The following is a 20,933-nucleotide window of genomic DNA, read 5'->3' as shown; positions in this document are numbered from 1 at the left end:
CTTGGCCCGGCGAGGACCGCCCGTGGCCCGATTCGCTTCGGACGCTACATGAGGAGCGGGCATCATGAAACCGACTTCGGTGCGGCGGAGGCGGGTCTCGGGAAAGTGAAGAAACCGCATCATTGGGTCATTGCTGTTTCCAAGAAAAAAGTTGTATAAGTTCTGTAGATTTCGAGAGAGGACGGATCATGTCGTTTAAGGACCCATCATTGTTTCGCCAGGCAGCCCTTGTTGGCGGGGAGTGGATCGAGGCGGACGCGGCAAACGCGATCGAGGTGAACAACCCGGCGACGGGCGAGATCATCGGCCGCGTGCCGAAGCTCGGCGCCAAGGAAACCAAGGCGGCGATCGAGGCCGCGCGCCTTGCCCAGAAGGGTTGGGCCGCCCGCACCGCCAAGGACCGCGCCGGCGTGCTTCGCAAGTGGTTCGACCTGATGATCGAGAACAAGGAGGATCTCGGCCGCATCCTGACGCTCGAACAGGGCAAGCCGCTCGCGGAAGCCACCGGCGAAATCGTCTATGGCGCAAGCTTTGTCGAGTGGTTCGCCGAAGAGGGACGCCGTCTCTATGGCGACCTGATCCCGGGCCACCAGCCCGACAAGCGTATCCTGGTGATGAAGCAGCCGATCGGTGTCGTCGCGGCGATCACGCCGTGGAACTTCCCGAACGCGATGATCACCCGCAAGGCCGGCCCGGCCTTTGCCGCCGGCTGCGCCATGGTGCTGAAGCCCGCGGCCCAGACGCCGTTCTCGGCGATCGCCATCGCCATCCTCGCCGAGCGCGCCGGCCTGCCGAAGGGCCTGTTCAGCGTCATCACCGGCTCGGCCCGCGAGATCGGCGCCGAGATGACCTCGAACCCCGTCGTGCGCAAGCTCACGTTCACGGGCTCGACCGAAGTCGGCGCCGAGCTCTATCGCCAGAGCGCGGGCACCATCAAGAAGCTCGGCCTTGAGCTCGGCGGCAATGCGCCGTTCATCGTCTTTGACGATGCCGATCTCGATGCGGCGGTCGAAGGCGCGCTGATCGCCAAGTTCCGCAACAACGGCCAGACCTGCGTGTGCGCCAACCGCATCTACGTGCAGGACAAGGTCTATGACGCCTTTGCCGACAAACTCGCCAAGGCGGTCGCCAAGTTGAAGATCGGCAACGGCGTCGACGAAGGCGTCATCCTCGGCCCGCTGATCGACAAGGCGGCGCTCGACAAGGTCGAAGAGCACATCGCCGATGCGACGTCCAAGGGCGCCCGCGTGATCCAGGGCGGCAAGCGCCACGCGCTCGGCGGCACCTTCTACGAGGCGACGGTTCTGGCCGACGTCACCCAGGCGATGGCGGTGGCACGCGAAGAGACCTTCGGTCCGGTCGCGCCGCTGTTCCGATTCACCGACGAGGCTGATGTGGTCGAAAAGGCCAACGACACCGAATTCGGCCTGGCCTCCTACTTCTACGCCAAGGATCTCGCCCGGGTGTTCCGCGTGGCCGAAGCGCTGGAATACGGCATGGTCGGCGTCAACACCGGTCTCATCTCGACGGCGGAAGCGCCGTTCGGCGGCGTCAAGCTCTCCGGCCTCGGGCGCGAGGGATCGCGCTACGGCATCGAGGAGTTCACCGAGATCAAATACGTCTGCCTCGGCGGCGTTGCCTGAGGACTGGCGCAACCAATCGCAAAACCGGCCAGAAAGCTCTGGCCGGTTTTTTTCTTTGCCGCTAGAAACCCTGTGATCGAGGGATGTGCGGCAATGCGCATCCCGTTGAAATGCAGGAGGATATCGTCATGCCGGCCCCGAAAAACCCCTTCAAGGCGGCGCTCCGCGAAAACCGCTTTCAGCTCGGGCTCTGGGTGGCGCTTGCCAGCCCCTATGCGGCGGAAGTCGTGTCGGGCAGTGGATATGACTGGTTGCTGATCGACGGTGAGCACGCGCCGAACGATATCCCGCTTTTGGCAGCGCAGTTTCGGGCCGTCGCCAGTTCGACGAGTCATCCCATGGTTCGCCTGCCGGTCGGCGATACGGTGCTGATCAAGCAGATCCTCGACACCGGCGTGCAGACCCTGCTGATCCCCATGGTCGAGAGCGCGGCGCAGGCCGAGCAGCTGGTGCGCGCCACCCGCTACCCGCCCCATGGCGTCCGCGGCGTCGGAGCGGCCCTCGGTCGCGCGTCGCAGTTTGGCCGTATCGGTGACTATCTGCACACCGCCAACGACGAGATCTGCCTCATCCTGCAGATCGAGAGCAAGGCAGGCCTTGCCGCGATCGACGAGATCGCAGCACTCGACGGCGTCGATGGACTGTTCATCGGTCCTTCGGACCTCGCGGCGGACATGGGCTTTCTCGGCCAGCCGGGCCATCCGCAGGTGCGGGATGCGATCGCCGACGCGTTCGTCCGTATCGCGCGCGCGGGCAAGGCGAGGGGCATCATGACGCTCGATCTCGATCAGGCGCGCGACTATCGCGACATGGGCGCCGATTTCATGGCGATCGGCACGGATGTCACCGCGCTCGTACGGGCGACGACGATGCTGCGCCAGGCGTTTGTCGGCGAAGCGACACAAACACCGAAGAAGAACGAATCCGGCTACTGATCGGCAATCGCCGAGAGTTCGGGCATCGCGATACCCGGGCTCCAGCGCTGGAAGTCGGAGATGCGACGCTCCGTCTTTTGTCGGTGGTGGTTGGCGATATCGCTGAGGCGGTGGTCGAGGAACGGGTTTCTGAAGCGTTCCAGCGTGGCGGCAACGTAGTCTGTCGCTTCGCTCTCCAGCCCCTTCGCAGCGAAACCGGGAATCACTTCCGACCTGTAAATGCGATCGAGCTGCGCTGAGATGTCGGAATTGGCGAGGATCTCCCGAACGGTCTCGTGCGGGTCACGAGCTCCCTTCAGCCAGAGTTCGGCAAGGACCGTGTGGCCGAGATTGAGGATGTGCAGCTTCAGCTTCTCGTAAGGTGTCAGGTCGTCGACTCGTTTCACCGCTGGGTGGACGCAAGGAAGCTGCAAGTCGGGCTGGCTCTCGATCGCCCAGAGCGCATAGGGTTCGGCAATGGCGCCGGCCGGCTCCAGCGGTTCGGAGACGATGCGATCGACCAGGGTATTCGCCCAGACGATTTCCCGGCGGAGCCAGTCGGCGAATGCGGGATCGTTGACGCGCTCTGCAGCGAGCCGCAGGATGAGCGCCCTGAGCACGTCGCCATTGCGTGAGACGAGCTCGCAGGGAAGGATGGTCAGCGGCCGGCGACCGGCATCGAACCGGGCCTTGAGCAGCAGGAGAAGCTTGCCCGGAAACGAAGGGGGGACCTCCGCGGTCCGATCCTCGTCGCCAATCTGGTAGCCGGTGTCGCCGGTGTTGGAGATCAGGATTTCTGCCTCTTTGGCAACGATATCGCGGACCTCCTTCCAGTTTTCTCCCGTCGAAATCGCCCGCGCCACGCTCTTGACCCGCTCCGTCCGCTCGATCCGCTCGCCGCCTTGAAGGCCACAAATGATGACCGGAAAACCATCGGGATCGGCGAGAGCGGCCAGTCGGCTCGCGCGCTCCTTTGATCCTGTTGTCTGCACCACGGTGATCCGTCCCGGTGCCTGGCCCGTCTTCAGCGCCTCGCTGATGAAGAGGTCGGCATGGGCCTGCAGGAACCGGCTGGTTCCGAATTGCACGATGGGCGTCGGCATTCATTACTCCGATAGCTGGCTATGGAATCGACTGAAGCAGAGTCTCGCGCGCAGACTGGAGGTGGCGCCGGCAGGCTTGCTCCGCCCTTGCCGGATCCTGTGAGCGCAGCGCTTCGATATAGGCGAGGTGTTCTTCGAGCGCGCGGGCGTTGCGCTGGCGCGCATTGGTCTTGTTCCACTGGTAGTGATAGTGGAAGACGATGGCGATGATGTCGTAAAAGTCGACGATGAAGCGGTTGCTGGACGCCCGGTGCACCAGCAGATGGAACTTCTCGTCGAGCTCGGAGAATTCCCGGTAGCGGCTGTCGATGTCGGCGAGAATGTCGCGGTGCAGCGCTTCGATTTTCGTCAGCTCTTCCCAGGCGGCGTGGTCGGCGGGAAGGGCTACGAAACGTGCGGCCGAACGCAGCTCGAACATCTCGCGCACTTCCGTCAGCTCCAGAGCGAACTCGCGCGTGAAGCCCTTGAGCACCCAATGGCTGTTCGGCCGTTTCTCGATCAGACCGAAGCGGCTGAAGCGGATCAGGAATTCGCGCACGCTCGTCGTGCCGGTGCCGATCTCGCGCGCCAGTTCGAGCTCGTTGATCTGCATGCCTGGCTCGGCGCCGCCGGCGAGAATCCGGCGCATGAAACTGCGCTCGATGATTTCGGCAAGCGAATCGGTTTCCTCGGTCGGGAAATAATCGTCGGGACGCGGCTGCCGCAGGACGTTCTTCTTGCGCTTGTCCCAGGCAATCAGCTGCGCTTCCTCGAAGCGGCTGAGGATTGCCCTGACCGTTGTGCGGCTGATGCCGAGCAGCTGCCCTAGCTCCGGTTCCGATGGCAGCGAGGATGTGTCCGCCAAAAGCTTGAGGCAGCGGTTGTAGGCATCCTTGAAGACGGTGTTCTGTTTTGCCATCGGTAATGTCCGGCTCGCTCGAAGGTGTCAGCGCTCTTGCAGAGGCCCCTCTATCGCTTCGCTCCCAATTTGTCCTGCATTCGCCGTCAATTTCCGTTCCTCGTCCCGTGGCGCGACCGTTTGGCCGGCCATGGCCCATAATACCCATTGACGGAAATCTGTCTATTGTAGATAAAAGACAGAAGCACTGACCGGATCGTTCAGGGAGGAACCCGGGTGTCTCAGCCGTCGACTATTCTGCTCGCACCGGAAGACAATGTGGTCGTGGCGACGCTCGCGATCGCCGCCGGTCACGTCTTGCCGAACGGCGCGCGGGCGACCGCGAAGGTCGACGCCGGCCACAAGATTGCGATCCGCCCCATCAAGGCTGGCGAGCCGGTGGTGAAATATGCCCAGGCGATTGGCCGCGCGACCGTCGATATTGCGCCTGGAGAGCATGTACATTCCCACAATCTCGCCTTTGACCGCGACCGTCTCGCGATCGGCGCGCAGGGGATGCCGGAAGCGGCAAGCGATGCCGACAAGGCGCGCACGTTCATGGGCTACCGGCGCGGTGATGGCCGGGCGGCAACGCGCAACTACATCGGCGTCGTCGCCAGCGTGAACTGTTCCACCACCGTCTGTCGTGCCATCGCCGAGGAGGCGAACCGCCGCATCCTGCCGAAACATGATGGCATCGACGGTTTCGTGCCGATCGTGCACGATCAGGGCTGCGGCATGTCGTCGACGGGTGATGGCATGGCCAACCTGCACCGCACGCTAGCCGGTTATGCCCGCCACGCCAATTTTGGCGGGGTGCTGATGGTGGGTCTCGGCTGCGAGGTCAACCAGTTGACGCTCTATGGCCAGAGCGGAGCCGGCGCCGAGAAGCGTCACTTCAACATCCAGGAGGCGGGCGGTTCGCGGCGCTCGGTGGAGCGGGCGCTCGGCATTCTGGACGAGATCGCGGCGGAAGTGGGCAAAGAGCGTCGCATCGCCATTCCCGTCAGCGAAATCGTCGTCGGCCTGCAATGCGGCGGTTCGGACGGCCTGTCGGGCATTACGGCCAACCCGGCGTTGGGCGCTGCGGTCGATATCCTCGCATCGGCCGGAGGCACCGCTATCCTTTCGGAAACCTCGGAAATCTATGGCGCCGAACATCTGCTGCGCAGCCGCGCCGTCACCGAGACCGTCGCGAAAAAACTCGATGACCTGATCGCCTGGTGGGAGAGCTATGTGGCGCTGCACGGCGCCTCACTCGACAACAATCCTTCGCCGGGCAACAAGCGCGGCGGCCTGACGACCATCCTCGAGAAGTCGCTGGGCGCCGTCGCCAAGGGCGGCCGCTCGCCGCTGAATGCGGTCTATCGCTATGCCGAGCGGGTAACCGAACACGGGCTCGTGTTCATGGACACGCCCGGCTATGACCCGGTGTCGGCAACCGGCCAGGTCGCCGGCGGCGCCAACATCATCGCCTTTACCACCGGCCGCGGCAGCTGTTTTGGCTGTCGGCCGACGCCGTCGATCAAGCTCACAAGCAACACGGCGCTGTTTCGGGCGATGGAAGAGGACATGGACATCGACTGCGGCGTGATCGCTTCGGGGGAGGCGAGCATCGCCGGGCTCGGCCGGGAAATCTTCGATCTGATCGTCGAGACTGCTTCCGGCCGCAAGACTAAGAGCGAGCTCTTCGGTTACGGCGACAACGAATTCGTGCCCTGGCATCTGGGAGCCACGCTCTAAAGACGAAAAGACTGGCATCCTTGGAGGAGGAGAACAGGGAATGCAGACGAGACGGATCGGCCGAACCGGACTGTCGGTGACCGAATACAGCTTCGGCGCCGCGGGCCTTGGCGGGCTTTACCGGGAATGCACCCGCGATGCGGCGCTGGCGACGCTCGATGCCGCTTGGCAGGCGGGCATGCGCTATTTCGACGTCGCACCCTTTTATGGCCTCGGCCTTGCCGAGCGCCGTGTCGGCGATTTCCTGCGGGACAAGCCGCGCGACGCATTCGTGTTGTCGACCAAGGTCGGGCGGCTCCTCTATCCGGTGCCGGAAGACAAGGTGCCCGATTACTCCTATGTGAAGCCGCTCAACTTCGACGTTGCCTACGACTACAGCTATGACGGCATCATGCGCTCCGTCGAGTTCAGCTACGCCCGACTCGGGCTCAACCGCATCGATATCCTCTATGTGCACGACATCGGCGTCTACACCCATGGCGCTGCCCGCAACGCCGTCTATCTCCGGCAATTGCTGGAGGGTGGCCTGAAGGCGCTGGCGGAACTGAAATCGGCAGGCGCGATCTCCGCCTACGGTCTTGGCGTGAACGAAGTTCCTGTTTGCCTGGAGGTTTTGAACCGGGCTGATCTCGACTGCATCCTGCTGGCCGGCCGCTACACGCTGCTTGACCGTTCGGCCGTCGCCGAACTGCTGCCGCTTTGCGAGAAAAGAGGAACATCGCTCGTTGCCGGCGGTGTCTTCAATTCCGGCATCCTGGCAACAGGTCCGGTCGAAGGCGCGCACTTCGACTACATGCCCGCAACTGCAGAGGTCAGGCAGAAGGTCGGCGCGATGCAAGAGGTCGCGCGCACGATGAATGTGCCGCTTGCGGCCCCGGCGATGCAGTTTCCGCTTTCCAGTCCGCTGGTCGCCTCCGTTCTCCTCGGGACTGCCAAGCCCGAGAGCCTGAACCGCAACATGGCGCTCGCCGGGCACCGGTTTTCGGCTGACGATTTGGCCGCGTTTGACCCTTACACGCTGGTTGCACCCGAGCTTGGCGACGCGCCGGTTCGGGTCTGATCCGGGGTGCCGCGAGGCGCCCTGAAATGCTTCCGGTGCGGCTTGCCAAGCCGGAATTGTCGTATTAGCATTCCAATATGTTTTTTATCGATAAAAGGTCGATGAGCCAGCACCAGCGATCGATCTGCAAGAAGCGGAACAGGGTGCACTAAGAGGAGAAACCTGGGATGAGCATTCTGAAAAGCAGCCTTACCCGTCGTGCCTTCACCGCTCTTGCAAGTGCGGCAATGATCGCCGGCATGACGCCGGTCGCATCCTTCGCGCAGGACGTGACGATCCCGATCATCGTCAAGGACACCACGTCCTTCTACTGGCAGATCGTGCTCGCCGGCGCCCGCGCCGCCGGCAAGGATCTCGGCGTCAATGTACCGGAACTCGGCGCCCAATCCGAGTCCGATATCAACGGCCAGATCAGCATTCTCGAGAATGCGGTCGCTGGAGCTCCGGCCGCCGTCGTCATCTCGCCGACGGAATTCAAGGCGCTCGGCAAGCCGATCGATGAGGCTGCCAAGGCCGTTCCGATCATCGGCATCGACTCCGGCGCCGACTCCAAGGCCTTCTCGTCGTTCCTGACCACCGACAACGTCCAGGGCGGCCGCATCGCTGCCGATGGCCTCGCGGCGGCGGTGAAGGAAATGACCGGCAAGGAAGAGGGCGAAATCGCCATCATCACAAGCCTCCCGGGCGTCGGTTCGCTCGACCAGCGCCGCGAAGGTTTCCTCGATCAGGTCAAGACCAAGTATCCGGGCTTCAAGGTCGTCGTGGATAAATATGCCGACGGTCAGGCGACCACCGGCCTCAACATCATGACCGACCTGATCACCGCCAATCCGAACCTCGTCGGCGTGTTTGCGTCGAACCTGATCATGGCGCAGGGTGTCGGCCAGGCGATCGCCGAAAACAAGCTCGGCGACAAGATCAAGGTGATCGGCTTCGACAGCGACGACAAGACGGTCGGTTTCCTCAAGGAAGGCGTTCTGGCTGGTCTCGTCGTTCAGGATCCCTATCGGATGGGCTATGATGGCGTGAAGACGGCGCTCGCTGTCTCGAAGAAGGAAAAGGTCGAGGCGAATGTCGATACCGGCGCCAATCTGGTGACCAAGGCCAACATGGCCGACCCGAAGATCGACGCTCTCTTGAACCCGAAGGTCAAGTGACGACGACCGCGGCGGGCTTTTAGTCCGCTGCGTCGCTTGCGATCGGAACGAGGCCGGTCGCAAGCGATCTCTGCCATGGGAGGAATGCGCAGATGACCGAGTTGCATGAGGCACGCGATGTCAGGACCGAAGGGCTGCATGTGGCGACGCGCCATCCTGTTCCCAAGGGCGAGCCGATCCTGGAACTGCGCGCCCTGCAGAAGAAATACGGTGCCGTCGAGGCGCTGAAGCCGGCTTCGCTGACGTTTCTCTCCGGTGAGATTCATGCGATCGTCGGCGAGAATGGTGCTGGCAAGTCGACGCTGATCAAGCTCCTGACCGGTGTCATCAAGCGCACGTCGGGCGAAATCTTCTGGTGCGGCAAACCCGTGCAACTCGGTACGCCGCACGAGGCGATCGAGCGCGGTATCAATGCGGTGCACCAGGAGGTGGTGCTTTGCGCCCATCTGACAGTGGCGGCCAATATGTTTCTCGGCGACGAGATCAGCAGCAATGGCTTGATGCGCAAGCGCACGATGACCGACGCGGCGCAGCGCGTGCTCGACGATCTCGGCTTCAATCTTCCGGCCGGCGCCGTTCTCGGCAGCCTGACCATCGGCCAGCAGCAACTGGTCGCCACCGCGCGCGCGGCGATGCGCGGAACCCAGTTCCTGATCTTCGACGAGCCGACCGCCTACCTGACGCGTCAGGAATCGGCGCAGCTCTTCCGGCTGATCCGGAGACTCCAGGCCGAAGGCGTGACCATCGTCTATATCAGTCACCGCATGGAGGAAGTCTTCGAGCTAGCCGATCGGGTTTCGGTGCTGCGGGACGGCACCCATGTCGGGACGCGCGGGATCGGCGAGACCAACGAGGCCGAACTGATCGCCTTGATGATCAACCGCACGATCGAGCAGATCTACCACAAGGAACATTTTCCGGCCGGCGAAGTGATCGTCGAAACGCGAAAGCTGAGCGGACCGGGATTTCAGGACGTGTCGCTGAGCGTGCGTGCCGGCGAGATCGTCGGCCTCTACGGCTTGATCGGAGCAGGGCGCAGCGAGTTCGCCCTCGGTCTCTATGGCCGGCACCGGCCGACGGCAGGCGAGATCTACTGGCAGGGACGCAAGGTGGATATTGCCAGCGAGCGCACCGCAATGGATCTCGGCATCGCGCTTGCGCCGGAAAGCCGGCGTGACCAGGGCCTCTGCCTCAACCTGCCGATCGGCCTCAACATCAACCTGCCGGTCTTCAACCGACTGACACGTGGGTTGACGATCAACGGCCAGCAGGAGCGCGAGAATGCCGACCGGCAGATCCGCGACCTGAAGATCAAGACCCCGTCGCGCCGGGTGCTGGCGTCGGCCATGTCCGGCGGCAACCAGCAGAAGATCGTCATCGGCAAGTGGCTGAGCCATGGCGCCAAGCTGTTCATCTTCGACGAGCCGACCGTTGGCGTCGATGTCGGGACCAAGGCGGAAATCTACCGTCTGTTCGCGCGGCTGCTGGAGAAGGGGGCGGGCATCATCCTGATCTCCTCCTATCTGCCTGAAGTCTACGAACTCGCCGACCGTCTGCACGTCTTCCGGCGCGGGCAACTGGTGGCCAGCCACGACTATCGCGCCGCAAGCCACGAGGAAGTGCTGACGCAGGCAATCGGCGTTTGAACGCCGGGAGCAGGATCAGGACGGGCGGGATGCGGAAAGGTGCGGACGGTTATCCGCCCCTATACCGCTCCAGGACATTTGAGGGACGCAGGGAGGAAGGCGATGAGTGCGGAAACGGTTGAGAGCGGTGCGGGTGCTGCGCCAAGGAAGGGCGTGAGCATCCTGTTTGGACTCACGCTCCTGGGGCTGCTTCTGTTTCTCTGGCTGCTCCTGGGGTTTGCGACCAACAGCTTCTGGACGCCGAACAACATCAGCAACCTGCTGCGACAGGGCGCGATGACGGCCATCCTCGCCGTCGGCCAGACCTTCGTGATCATCACCGCAGGCATCGACCTTTCCGTGGGCGCCGTGGTCGGCTTCACCAGCGTCATCGTCGCCTGGCTGCTGGCCGCCGGCGTGCCGCTCTGGGCCGCCATCATCCTCACGCTCGCCTTCGGCGTGCTGATCGGCGCCTTCCACGCCTTCGGAATCGTGCGCATGGGACTGCCGCCCTTCATCATCACGCTGGCGACCCTCACGTCGCTGCGCGGCATAGGGCTTCTGATTACCAACGGTTCGACGATCTCGATCACCAACGAGGCTTTCACCAACTTCTCGCGCGCCGATTTCCTCGGCGTGCCAAGCCTGTTCTGGATGGTGATCGTGGTGGCGATCCCGGCCTATGTCTTCCTGCACTTAAGCCGTTTCGGCCGGTACCTCTTCGCCGTCGGCTCCAACAGCGAGGCGGCGCGCCTTTCCGGCGTCAACGTCCATCGCACCATCTATCTGGCCTATATCCTGTCTTCGACCTGCGCCGCTTTCGTCGGACTGCTGCTCGCCTCGCGCATCGGCATCGGCAACGCCACGCAAGCGGAAGGCTGGGAATTGCAGGCGATCGCCTCGTCTGTCATCGGCGGCACCAGCCTGTTCGGTGCGGTCGGCTCGGTGCACGGGCCGCTGCTCGGCGCCTTCATCCTCGCGACGATCAACAACGGCGCCAATCTCTTGAACGTCAACTCGTTCTGGCAGCGCATCATCACCGGGGTGCTGATCATCGTCATCGTCTACTTCGACCAACTTCGCCGCCGCAGCGCCCGTTAGGGCGCCGCTGCCGCCATTCGTGAGAATTGCCATGAAAGCCGTGCTCTGCCCGCAACCCGGTCGGCTGGAGATCGTCGACCGCGCGCCCATCGAAGCCATAGCGGACGGCTGGGTTCGCCTCGCTGTCAGCCATGTCGGCATCTGCGGCACCGACTACCATATCTTTGAGGGCAAGCACCCGTTCCTCGAATATCCGCGGGTCATGGGGCACGAAATCTCCGCGACTGTCGTTGCCGGGGGGCGGGGAACGTCAATCCCACGGGGAACGCCGGTGGTGGTCAATCCCTATCTTTCCTGCGGCGCGTGCATTGCGTGCCGAAAGGGCAAGCCCAATTGCTGCACGGCGATCAAGGTCCTGGGCGTACATACCGATGGCGCCTTCTGCGAGGAGGTCCTGGTCCCCGAGAGCAACCTTTACCCCGTGCAGGATCTGTCGCCGGAGGCGGCGGCGACCGTGGAATTCTTGGCGATCGGCGCGCACGCCGTGCGGCGCGCGTCGACCGGTGCGGGCGCGCGGGCGCTGGTCATCGGGGCGGGCCCGATCGGCCTTGGCACGGCGATTTTCGCACGCATCGCCGGCCATGAAGTCAGGCTTGCCGATACGAGTGCCGAGCGGCTGGACTTTGCTGCGGACAAACTCGGGTTCGCTGGTGGCGTCGTTGTGGATGCGGATGTCGCAGCACGCATTGCCGTGGCGACGGGCGGGGACGGCTTTGACGTGGTCTTCGACGCCACCGGCCATGCGGGCTCGATGACGGCGGCCTTTGCCCATGTGGCCCACGGCGGTACGCTGGTTTTCGTCAGTGTCGTTAAGGACGAGATCCGCTTTTCCGATCCGGAGTTTCACAAGCGTGAAATGACGCTCATCGGCAGCCGCAACGCGACGCGCGAGGATTTCGACCACGTCGTGGCTTCCCTGCGGGCCGGTCACGTGCCGATCGAGGCGCTGATCACTCATCGCACCACGATCGATGGCGTGGTGCACGATCTGCCGCGATGGGCGCAGGAGAAGGCGGGCCTGGTCAAGGCCGTCGTCAGGATCGTTGGCGCGTGACGGTTCGTTGTTGCATTGCGACAGAAGCACCATGCCGCCATCGTCGGGAAAACAACCGCAAAAGTGCCGGAACACCCTCGTTTCGCGGCGAAATAGCGAAACTCGGCCAGTTTGGCACAAGCTCGTTTGCAAATCGTCAGGAAACCCGGCCCATGCTGGGCCGAGGCCTTGCATCGCGATGAAACGGGTATATTTGTTGCGATGCACAAGAAACATGGTAGTCTTGCAGCGATTGCGGACACCAAGACAAACAATCGCAAGCTTGCGTCCGACCGGGAGCGGCGTTGTCGTTGATTGAACCAAGGGGTACGCTTCCCATGTTCTACCAGCTCTATGAACTGAACCACGCAATGATGGCGCCGTGGCGCACGGCGGCTGACGCCATGCGGCTTGCCTTCAGCAATCCGATGAATCCCGTCTCGCACACCTACTTTGGGCGCGCGGCTGCTGCCGGCCTCGAAGTCTTCGAGCGCTCGACGCGCCGCTATGGCAAGCCGGAGTTCGGGCTTCCCGAAACGCTGATCGACGGGCAGCCCGTCGCCGTTCAGGAGCGGATCGTCTGGCGCGAGCCCTTCTGCAATCTCATTCATTTCGAGCGCGCCCTGCCAAAGGGCCGTGCGGCCGACCCGAAAGTACTGGTCGTCGCGCCGATGTCCGGCCACTATGCGACGCTGCTGCGCGGCACCGTCGAGGCGTTGCTGCCGCATTCCGACATCTACATCACCGACTGGATCGACGCCCGCGTGGTGCCGCTGAGCGAAGGCACCTTCGACCTCGACGACTATATCGACTACGTCATTCAGATGCTGCACTTCCTCGGGCCCGACACCCACGTGATCGGCGTCTGTCAGCCGGCGGTGCCGGTGCTGGCCGCCGTCGCCCTGATGGAAGCGGCCGATGATCCGCTGTCGCCGTCCTCGATGACCCTGATGGGCGGGCCGATCGACACCCGTATCAATCCGACCGGCGTCAACCAGCTCGCCGAAGAGCGGTCGATCGAATGGTTCCGCGACAATGTCATCATGCCGGTGCCGTGGCCGCAGCCCGGTTTCATGCGCATGGTCTATCCGGGCTTCCTGCAGCTCTCGGGTTTCATGTCGATGAACCTCGACCGCCATCTGATCGCCCACAAGGAGTTCTTTGCCCATCTGGTGAAGAACGACGGGGATGCTGCCGAAAAGCACCGCGACTTCTATGACGAATATCTCGCCGTCATGGACCTGACGGCGGAATTCTATCTGCAGACCGTGCAGGTGGTGTTCATGCAGCACGCGCTGCCGAAGGGCGAGATGATGCACCGTGGCCGCCGTGTCGATACGACCGCCATCAGGAAGGTCGCCCTTTTGACGGTCGAAGGCGAGAACGACGATATCTCCGGCGTCGGCCAGACCCAGGCGGCGCAGACGATCTGCACCAACATCCCCGACCATATGCGCCTGCACTACATGCAGCCGGATGTCGGCCACTACGGCGTCTTCAACGGATCGCGTTTCCGCCGCGAGATCGCGCCGCGCATCGTCGCCTTCCAACGCGAGCATTCGCGCCATGCCAAGCCGGTGAAGCAGCTCATCAAGGGCGGCAAGTCGGCCTGATCCTCGCACGACCGGGGCGTTTTGACCGCGCAGAGTCAAGGGTTTGTCCGATTCCGGGGGAGGGCGTCTTGTACAGACAACGCCGCCTTCCCACATCGTTTTCATCGGGTCGCATGGGCGGCCCGGATGATTGCGAGGAATCCTGAAGATGAACCAATCTGCAATGATCCGTCCGGATTGGACGCCCGCGACCATCGCCCTGATGGTGCTTGGCTTCGTGGTCTTCTGGCCGCTCGGCCTGGCCATGCTCGCCTACATCCTGTTCGGTGAAAAGCTGAAGACTTTCAAGAAGGACGCGAACGAGACGGTGGACGGCATGTGCTCGGCGTTCAAGCGCGGCGGACGCCGCTCCAACTGGACGCATCGCACCGGCAACGTCGCCTTCGACGACTGGCGCGAAGCCGAGCTCGCCCGTCTCGACGAGGAGCGCCGCAAGCTCGATGAAATGCGCGAGGAATTCGATGCCTATGCGCGCGAGCTTCGCCGTGCCAAGGACCAGGAAGAGTTCGACCGCTTCATGCGCGACCGCAAGAACGGCGGCTCCGGCCCGATTGTCGAAGCGTAACGATCCTGAAGAAAAATGCTTCCGGCGTTTCACATGAAACGCCGGATTATCTTGTTCGCGCCTTACGGCGCTGTAGGCGAAGGCCCAGCGAATCGGTTAGAAAGCCTGCATGTTCCCTTCCTTCAAGCGGCGCATCCAACCTGCTCCACCCGCACAGACGCGGCAGATCGTCGTTGCCGGCAAATCCCTGCCGCTGACGATCAAGCAGAATGCGCGCGCGACCCGCATGACATTGCGCATCGAGCCTGGCGGCCGGGCCCTGAAGATGACGGTGCCGCAGGGCCTTCCCGAGCGCGAAGTCAATGCCTTTCTCAACCGTCATCAGGGCTGGCTGATGACCAAGCTTGCCCGCTTTTCCGGCGATAGCGAGATCGAGGAAGGTGGCTCGCTCCTGATCCGCGGCGTTTCGCATCGCATCGAGCGCACCGGCAAGATCCGTGGGATAACCGAAGCGGTGATCGTCGACGACGAGCCGGTCCTTCGTGTCGGTGGTGGGGAGGAACATCTCAACCGACGCATCGTCGATTTCCTGAAGAAGGAAGCGCGACAGGATCTCGATCGGCTGGTGGCGATCTACACCGGCCGTATCGGTCGGCGCGCGAAGTCGCTCTCGCTCAAGGATACGCGCAGCCGCTGGGGATCCTGCTCGGCCGATGGCGCTCTCAGTTTCTCCTGGCGCATCGTCATGGCGCCGCCGAAGGTCATTGCCTACTTGGCGGCGCATGAAGTTGCGCATCTCGAAGAGATGAACCACGGACCGGATTTCTGGGCGCTGTGCGCGCGGCTCTGCCCTGACACCGAGGATGCCAAACGCTGGCTGCGCCGCAATGGCACCATGCTGCACGCGATCGATTTCGACTGAACCAGCGCCGATCCCGTCGCCAGCCGCCAAGAGGAGATGCCCTTAGCCGCGAACACGCATGGCGTCGCGGATCTTCTCGTCGGTCTTGTACTGGCTCAGTGCATAGACCGACCAGATTGCGGCCGGTACCCAGCCGATCAGGGTCAGCTGCAGGATCAGGCAGATGAGGCCGGCAAAGGGGCGGCCGATGGTGAAAAACTGCAGCCAGGGCAGGATAAGCGCGAGCAAAAGGCGCATATGTGTCTCCGTTGTGGTAAAATGCATATGGTGAAAGCCGGAGCGCGGAACAAGGGCCAGTACCCGCCCAGTCGTTGTGCCGGCCGCATCCGCAAGTGGGTGGCGGATGTCCTGGCGGGGTCTTTCACAGCGCCGCGCCGAACCGCATCTGAGGGCGTTGGCAGTGGCGTTGCGCGTCGGTTTTTGGCTCGACTCCCGTGACATTTCATGCAAGGTCGCTTCTCATGAAAACCGAAGTGAAGATATGCGGGCTGAAGACCGCGGAAGCGTTGGAGCGCGCGGTCGCGCTTGGCGCGTCGCATACCGGCTTCATCTTTTTCCCGAAGAGCCCGAGGAACATCGAGCCCGACGACGCCGGCCGTCTGGCAGACCGGATCCGTGGCCAAGCGAAGATCGTTGCCGTCACGGTGAATGCCGACAACGACGAACTCGATGAGATCGTCTCGGCACTCAATCCCGATATCCTGCAGCTGCACGGCGGCGAAAGCCCGGAACGGCTGCTGACGGTCAAGGCGATGTACGGCCTTCCGGTCATGAAGGTTTTTTCGGTCCGGGAAGCTGCCGATTTCGACAAGATCGACGCCTATATCGGTATCGCCGATCGCTTCCTGTTCGACGCCAAGGCCCCGGCAGGGTCGGATTTGCCCGGCGGCAACGGCGTTTCCTTTGACTGGAAGCTGCTCGATGCGCTTGACGGAAGCGTCGATTACATGCTTTCCGGGGGTCTCAACGCCGACAACATCGGCGAGGCCATGGCGCAGACCCGCGCCCGCGCCATCGATATCTCCTCCGGCGTCGAGAGCGCGCCGGGCGTCAAGGATCTGAAGCTCATGGAATCGTTTTTCAATGCCGTTCGCCAGGCGGAGGCGGGCATGCCACGGTCAGGGAGCAGGACGTGAACCAGGCGCCAAAGTTGAATTCCTTCCGGGGTGGCCCGGATGAAGACGGTCGTTTCGGCATCTTCGGTGGCCGCTTCGTCGCCGAAACCCTGATGCCGCTGATCCTCGACCTGCAGAACGAGTGGGACAACGCCAAGAACGACCCTGCCTTCAAGGCGGAACTGGAACATCTCGGCGCCCACTACATCGGCCGGCCGAGCCCGCTCTATTTCGCCGAACGGCTGACTGCCGAACTTGGCGGCGCCAAGATCTACTTCAAGCGCGAAGAGCTGAACCACACCGGTTCTCACAAGATCAACAATTGCATCGGCCAGATCCTGCTCGCCAAGCGCATGGGCAAGACCCGCATCATCGCCGAAACCGGCGCGGGCCAGCACGGTGTGGCGTCGGCGACCGTCGCCGCCCGCTTCGGCCTGCCCTGCGTCGTCTACATGGGCGCGACCGATGTCGAGCGCCAGGCGCCGAACGTCTTCCGCATGAAGCTGCTCGGTGCCGAGGTCAAGCCGGTGACCGCCGGCAGCGGCACGCTCAAGGACGCCATGAACGAGGCGCTGCGCGACTGGGTCACCAATGTCGACAACACCTACTATCTGATCGGCACGGCCGCCGGTCCGCATCCCTATCCGGAAATGGTCCGCGACTTCCAGGCCGTCATCGGCCAGGAAGCCAAGGAACAGATGCTGGCCGCCGAAGGCAGGCTTCCCGATCTCGTCATTGCCGCCGTCGGCGGTGGCTCGAACGCGATCGGCATCTTCCATCCCTTCCTTGACGACAAGAGCGTCAAGATCGTCGGCGTCGAAGCCGGCGGCAAGGGTATCGACGGCGACGAGCATTGCGCCTCGATCACCGCCGGCTCGCCGGGCGTCTTGCACGGCAACCGCACCTATCTGCTGCAGGATGGCGACGGCCAGATCAAGGAAGGCCACTCGATTTCGGCCGGCCTGGACTATCCCGGCATCGGCCCGGAGCACGCCTGGCTGAACGATGTCGGCCGCGTCGAATACGTACCGATCATGGACCACGAGGCGCTCGAAGCCTTCCAGACGCTGACACGGCTTGAAGGCATCATCCCGGCGCTCGAGCCGTCGCATGCGCTCGCCGAGGTCATCAAGCGCGCGCCGAAGATGGGCAAGGACGAGATCATCCTGATGAACCTGTCCGGCCGTGGCGACAAGGACATCTTCACCGTCGGCAAATTGCTGGGAATGGGGCAGTAAGATCATGACCGCACGCATGGACAAGCGTTTTGCCGATGTTGCGGCCGAAGGACGTCCGGTCCTCGTCACCTATTTCATGGGCGGCGATCCGGATTTCGAGACATCGGTGTCGATCATGAAGGCGCTGCCGAAGGCCGGCGCCGACGTCATCGAGCTCGGCATGCCGTTCTCGGACCCGATGGCCGATGGCCCGGCGATCCAGCTCGCCGGTCAGCGCTCGCTGAAGGGCGGCCAGACGCTCGAAAAGACGCTGGAGATCGCCCGCCGCTTCCGCGAGGACGACCAGCGCACGCCGATCGTGCTGATGGGCTATTACAATCCGATCTACATCTATGGCGTCGACCGCTTTCTGACGGACGCTCTGGCTGTCGGCATCGACGGCCTCATCGTCGTCGATCTGCCACCCGAGATGGATGACGAGCTCTGCATCCCGGCGCTCGAAAAGGGCATCAACTTCATTCGCCTGGCAACGCCGACGACGGATGACCGTCGCCTGCCGAAGGTGCTCGAAAACACCTCCGGTTTCGTCTATTACGTGTCGATGAACGGCATCACCGGCTCGGCTCTGCCCGATCCGTCGTTGATTGGCGGCGCCGTCGCGCGTATCAAGGCGCACACGTCTCTGCCGGTCTGCGTCGGTTTCGGCGTCAAGACGGCGGAACATGCAAGAGCCATCGGTGCATCCGCCGATGGCGTGGTCGTCGGAACGGCGATCGTCAACCAGATCGCGTCGAGCCTCACCGAAGAGGGAAAGGCGACCGATGCGACGGTTCCGGGTGTCGAAGCGCTGGTCAGAGGGCTCTCGGCAGGCGTGCGGTCCGCACGCCTCGCAGCAGCCGAATAATTGCCTATATTAGCGCGCACAACCCGAAGGAAATCTTCAGGAGTTACTAAGTGAACTGGATCACAAACTACGTTCGGCCGAAGATCAATTCGATGCTGGGCCGCCGGGAAGTCCCGGAAAACCTCTGGATCAAGTGCCCGGAAACGGGCGAGATGGTGTTCCATCGCGATCTCGAGGAAAACAAGTGGGTCATCCCGCAGTCCGGCTTCCACATGAAGATGCCGGCCAAGGCGCGGTTGAAGGACCTGTTCGACGGCGGCATTTTCGAAGCGCTGCCGCAGCCGAAGGTTGCCCAGGATCCGCTGAAGTTCCGCGATTCCAAGAAGTATGCCGACCGCCTTCGCGATAGCCGCGTCAAGACCGAGCTCGAGGATACGATCGTTGCCGGTCTCGGCCGCGTTCAGGGCGTGAAGCTCGTCGCCGTCGTGCACGAGTTCAACTTCATCGGTGGCTCGCTCGGCATGGCCGCAGGCGAAGCGATCATCAAGGCTTTCGAAAAGGCGATCGCCGAGAAGTGCCCGCTGGTGATCTTCCCGGCTTCGGGTGGCGCCCGCATGCAGGAAGGCATCCTGTCACTGATGCAGCTGCCGCGCACCACGGTTGCCGTCAACATGCTGAAGGAAGCCGGCCTTCCTTACATCGTCGTGCTCACCAACCCGACCACCGGTGGCGTCACGGCATCCTACGCGATGCTCGGCGACATCCACATGGCTGAGCCGGGAGCCGAAATCGGCTTTGCCGGCAAGCGCGTGATCGAGCAGACGCTGCGCGAAAAGTTGCCGGAAGGCTTCCAGACGTCGGAGTACCTTCTGGAGCATGGCATGGTCGACATGGTGGTGAAGCGCCATGACATTCCCTCGACGCTTGCCCGGGTCCTGAAGATCCTGATGAAGAAGCCGGCGGAAGCCTCCAAGCTCAACGGCGGCACGCAGCCTGCAGCGCTTCCGGTTGCGGCAAGCGCCTAACGGGTTTTCGCGCACCGGTCGGCGAAGACAGGTGCGTGACAAGGCAGACTGAACATTTCCGCGCTGGGGCCCAGGCGGAAAGAGTGATGCATTCGATCGGCGCGGGGCGGGTGAGATGACAGCGGTGGAAGCCAGCGAAGCAGGCTACGAGATCGAAAAACTCCTCGCGCTGCACCCGAAAGGGTTCGACCTGTCGCTCGACCGGATCACCCGGCTTCTCGCAGCGCTTGGCAATCCGCAGGACCGCCTGCCGCCGGTGATCCATGTCGCCGGTACCAACGGCAAGGGCTCGGCCACCGCCTTTTCCCGCGCGATCCTCGAGGCTGCCGGCCTCAGCGTCCACGTCCATACCTCGCCGCACCTCGTCAACTGGCACGAGCGTTACCGTCTCGGCGTCAAGGGCGGCAGGGGCAAGCTCGTCAGCGATGCGGTTCTCGCCGACGCGGTGCGCCGTGTGGCGGAAGCCAATGGCGGCGAGAAGATTACCGTTTTCGAGATCCTGACCGCCGTTACTTTCGTGCTCTTTGCCGAGCATCCGGCCGACGTGGCGATCATCGAGGTCGGCCTTGGGGGACGCTTCGACGCCACCAACGTGATGGCCCGCCCGGCCGTCTCCGTCATCATGCCGATCTCGCTCGACCATCAGGCCTATCTCGGCGACCGGGTGGAACTGATCGCCGCCGAAAAGGCCGGCATCATGAAGCGTGGCTGCCCCGTGGTGATCGGCCAGCAGGAGGAAGAGACGGCGCGCGACGTGCTGATCTCGACGGCTGAACGGCTGGGATGCCCGACCTTCGTCTACGGGCAGGATTTCATGGCGCATGAAGAATTTGGCCGGCTCGTCTATCAGGACGAGGCCGGGCTTGCCGATCTGCCGCTGCCAAGGCTGCCGGGACGTCATCAGTATGCCAACGCCGCAGCGGCAATCCGCGCCGTTCGTGCCGCCGGCTTCGACGTGTCGGACGCGGCGATCGAGACCGGGCTCGCCCGCGTCGAGTGGCCAGGGCGTCTGCAGCGTCTGACCAGCGGCAAGCTCACACATTATGGTCCCGTCGACGCGGAAATCTGGGTCGATGGCGGCCACAATCCAGGCGCCGGCCAGGTGATTGCCGAAGCGATGGCGACCTTCGAGGAGCGCGAGTCGCGCCCCTTGTTCCTGATCATCGGCATGATCAACACCAAGGACCCGGTCGGTTACTTCCGGGCCTTCCACGATCTCGCTGAACAGGTGTTCACCGTGCCGATCCGGGCATCGGACGCCGGGCTCGATCCGGTCGCGCTTGCAAGCGACGCTGCGGCCGTCGGCTTCGAAACCTCGGCCGTCTCCTCGGTCGCCGAGGCGCTGACGGTCATTGCCAACCTGGTCGACGAGGATCCGGTGCCGCCGCGCATCCTGATCGGCGGCTCGCTCTATCTGGTCGGCGACGTTCTGGCCGACAACGGCACGCCGCCGAAGTGATCGGCGAGCCGGCCCC

Annotated in this window: 19 protein-coding genes; 16 read left to right on the top strand and 3 right to left on the bottom strand. The window is 63.3% G+C overall.

Annotation, left to right across the window (positions count from 1 at the left end):
• Positions 1-188 precede the first annotated feature (188 nt).
• A complete protein-coding gene (gene gabD / locus VGO12_RS23995; protein WP_327515242.1) occupies positions 189-1,643 on the top strand; it encodes an NADP-dependent succinate-semialdehyde dehydrogenase in 1,455 nt (484 codons plus the stop codon).
• 128 nt (positions 1,644-1,771) lie between these two features.
• Complete coding sequence (hpaI, locus tag VGO12_RS23990; protein WP_327515241.1) at positions 1,772-2,578, top strand: 4-hydroxy-2-oxoheptanedioate aldolase; 807 nt, start codon at positions 1,772-1,774, stop codon at positions 2,576-2,578.
• Here hpaI and VGO12_RS23985 read toward each other — a convergent pair.
• Together VGO12_RS23985 and VGO12_RS23980 are read right to left on the bottom strand one after the other, a co-directional pair.
• The gene (locus tag VGO12_RS23985) at positions 2,572-3,660 is read right to left on the bottom strand and encodes a mannitol dehydrogenase family protein (protein ID WP_327515240.1); all 1,089 of its coding nucleotides are present in this window, start codon (positions 3,658-3,660) and stop codon (positions 2,572-2,574) included. The two genes, hpaI and VGO12_RS23985, sit on opposite strands and share 7 nt — an antisense overlap.
• A 19-nt stretch (positions 3,661-3,679) precedes the next feature.
• Complete coding sequence (locus VGO12_RS23980) at positions 3,680-4,558, bottom strand: GntR family transcriptional regulator (protein ID WP_327515239.1); 879 nt, start codon at positions 4,556-4,558, stop codon at positions 3,680-3,682.
• A gap of 216 nt (positions 4,559-4,774) precedes the next feature.
• On the opposite strand from VGO12_RS23980, the gene VGO12_RS23975 reads away from it, so the two are divergent.
• The 9 genes from VGO12_RS23975 (at position 4,775) to VGO12_RS23935 (ending at position 15,296) form a co-directional block, all read left to right on the top strand.
• Positions 4,775-6,280 carry an altronate dehydratase family protein gene (locus VGO12_RS23975; protein ID WP_327515238.1) on the top strand — a complete coding sequence of 502 codons (1,506 nt, stop codon included), beginning with the start codon at positions 4,775-4,777 and terminating at the stop codon, positions 6,278-6,280.
• Between the two features lie 40 nt (positions 6,281-6,320).
• Positions 6,321-7,340: an aldo/keto reductase gene (locus VGO12_RS23970; RefSeq protein ID WP_327515237.1), complete on the top strand. Its 1,020-nt coding sequence runs from the start codon at positions 6,321-6,323 to the stop codon at positions 7,338-7,340.
• 167 nt (positions 7,341-7,507) lie between these two features.
• On the top strand, positions 7,508-8,497 hold the full coding sequence (locus tag VGO12_RS23965) for an ABC transporter substrate-binding protein (protein WP_327515236.1): 990 nt from the start codon (positions 7,508-7,510) through the stop codon (positions 8,495-8,497).
• Between the two features lie 92 nt (positions 8,498-8,589).
• Positions 8,590-10,143 carry a sugar ABC transporter ATP-binding protein gene (locus VGO12_RS23960; protein ID WP_327515235.1) on the top strand — a complete coding sequence of 518 codons (1,554 nt, stop codon included), beginning with the start codon at positions 8,590-8,592 and terminating at the stop codon, positions 10,141-10,143.
• 102 nt (positions 10,144-10,245) lie between these two features.
• Entirely contained in the window at positions 10,246-11,223 is a 978-nt protein-coding gene (locus VGO12_RS23955) for an ABC transporter permease (RefSeq protein ID WP_327515234.1), read from the top strand.
• A 31-nt stretch (positions 11,224-11,254) separates the two neighbouring features.
• A complete protein-coding gene (locus tag VGO12_RS23950; protein ID WP_327515233.1) occupies positions 11,255-12,277 on the top strand; it encodes a zinc-binding alcohol dehydrogenase family protein in 1,023 nt (340 codons plus the stop codon).
• Positions 12,278-12,594: 317 nt separating this feature from the next.
• Positions 12,595-13,869, top strand: a complete 1,275-nt coding sequence (gene phaZ / locus VGO12_RS23945) for a polyhydroxyalkanoate depolymerase (RefSeq protein WP_327515232.1) — start codon at positions 12,595-12,597, stop codon at positions 13,867-13,869.
• A 148-nt stretch (positions 13,870-14,017) separates the two neighbouring features.
• On the top strand, positions 14,018-14,434 hold the full coding sequence (locus tag VGO12_RS23940; protein ID WP_327515231.1) for a DUF2852 domain-containing protein: 417 nt from the start codon (positions 14,018-14,020) through the stop codon (positions 14,432-14,434).
• Between the two features lie 109 nt (positions 14,435-14,543).
• Complete coding sequence (locus tag VGO12_RS23935; protein ID WP_327515230.1) at positions 14,544-15,296, top strand: M48 family metallopeptidase; 753 nt, start codon at positions 14,544-14,546, stop codon at positions 15,294-15,296.
• A gap of 42 nt (positions 15,297-15,338) precedes the next feature.
• Here the strand turns inward: VGO12_RS23935 and VGO12_RS23930 are convergent, their stop codons facing one another.
• Positions 15,339-15,533: a YqaE/Pmp3 family membrane protein gene (locus VGO12_RS23930; protein ID WP_327515229.1), complete on the bottom strand. Its 195-nt coding sequence runs from the start codon at positions 15,531-15,533 to the stop codon at positions 15,339-15,341.
• 224 nt (positions 15,534-15,757) lie between these two features.
• On the opposite strand from VGO12_RS23930, the gene VGO12_RS23925 reads away from it, so the two are divergent.
• From VGO12_RS23925 to VGO12_RS23905, 5 genes are all read left to right on the top strand, one after another.
• Complete coding sequence (locus VGO12_RS23925) at positions 15,758-16,432, top strand: phosphoribosylanthranilate isomerase (RefSeq protein WP_327515228.1); 675 nt, start codon at positions 15,758-15,760, stop codon at positions 16,430-16,432.
• Entirely contained in the window at positions 16,429-17,649 is a 1,221-nt protein-coding gene (trpB, locus tag VGO12_RS23920) for a tryptophan synthase subunit beta (RefSeq protein WP_327515227.1), read from the top strand. The genes VGO12_RS23925 and trpB overlap by 4 nt, the downstream gene beginning before the upstream one ends.
• Positions 17,650-17,653: 4 nt before the next feature.
• Positions 17,654-18,493, top strand: coding sequence for a tryptophan synthase subunit alpha (trpA, locus tag VGO12_RS23915; RefSeq protein WP_327515226.1), 840 nt, complete (start codon positions 17,654-17,656; stop codon positions 18,491-18,493).
• A gap of 50 nt (positions 18,494-18,543) precedes the next feature.
• Positions 18,544-19,458, top strand: a complete 915-nt coding sequence (accD, locus tag VGO12_RS23910) for an acetyl-CoA carboxylase, carboxyltransferase subunit beta (protein WP_327515225.1) — start codon at positions 18,544-18,546, stop codon at positions 19,456-19,458.
• 115 nt (positions 19,459-19,573) lie between these two features.
• Positions 19,574-20,917, top strand: coding sequence for a folylpolyglutamate synthase/dihydrofolate synthase family protein (locus VGO12_RS23905; RefSeq protein WP_327515224.1), 1,344 nt, complete (start codon positions 19,574-19,576; stop codon positions 20,915-20,917).
• The last annotated feature ends 16 nt before the right edge of the window (positions 20,918-20,933 follow it).

This window comes from Ensifer sp., assembly GCF_035999135.1.
Classification (GTDB): domain Bacteria; phylum Pseudomonadota; class Alphaproteobacteria; order Rhizobiales; family Rhizobiaceae; genus Ensifer.
This window is presented reverse-complemented; position numbering and strand designations above follow the sequence as displayed.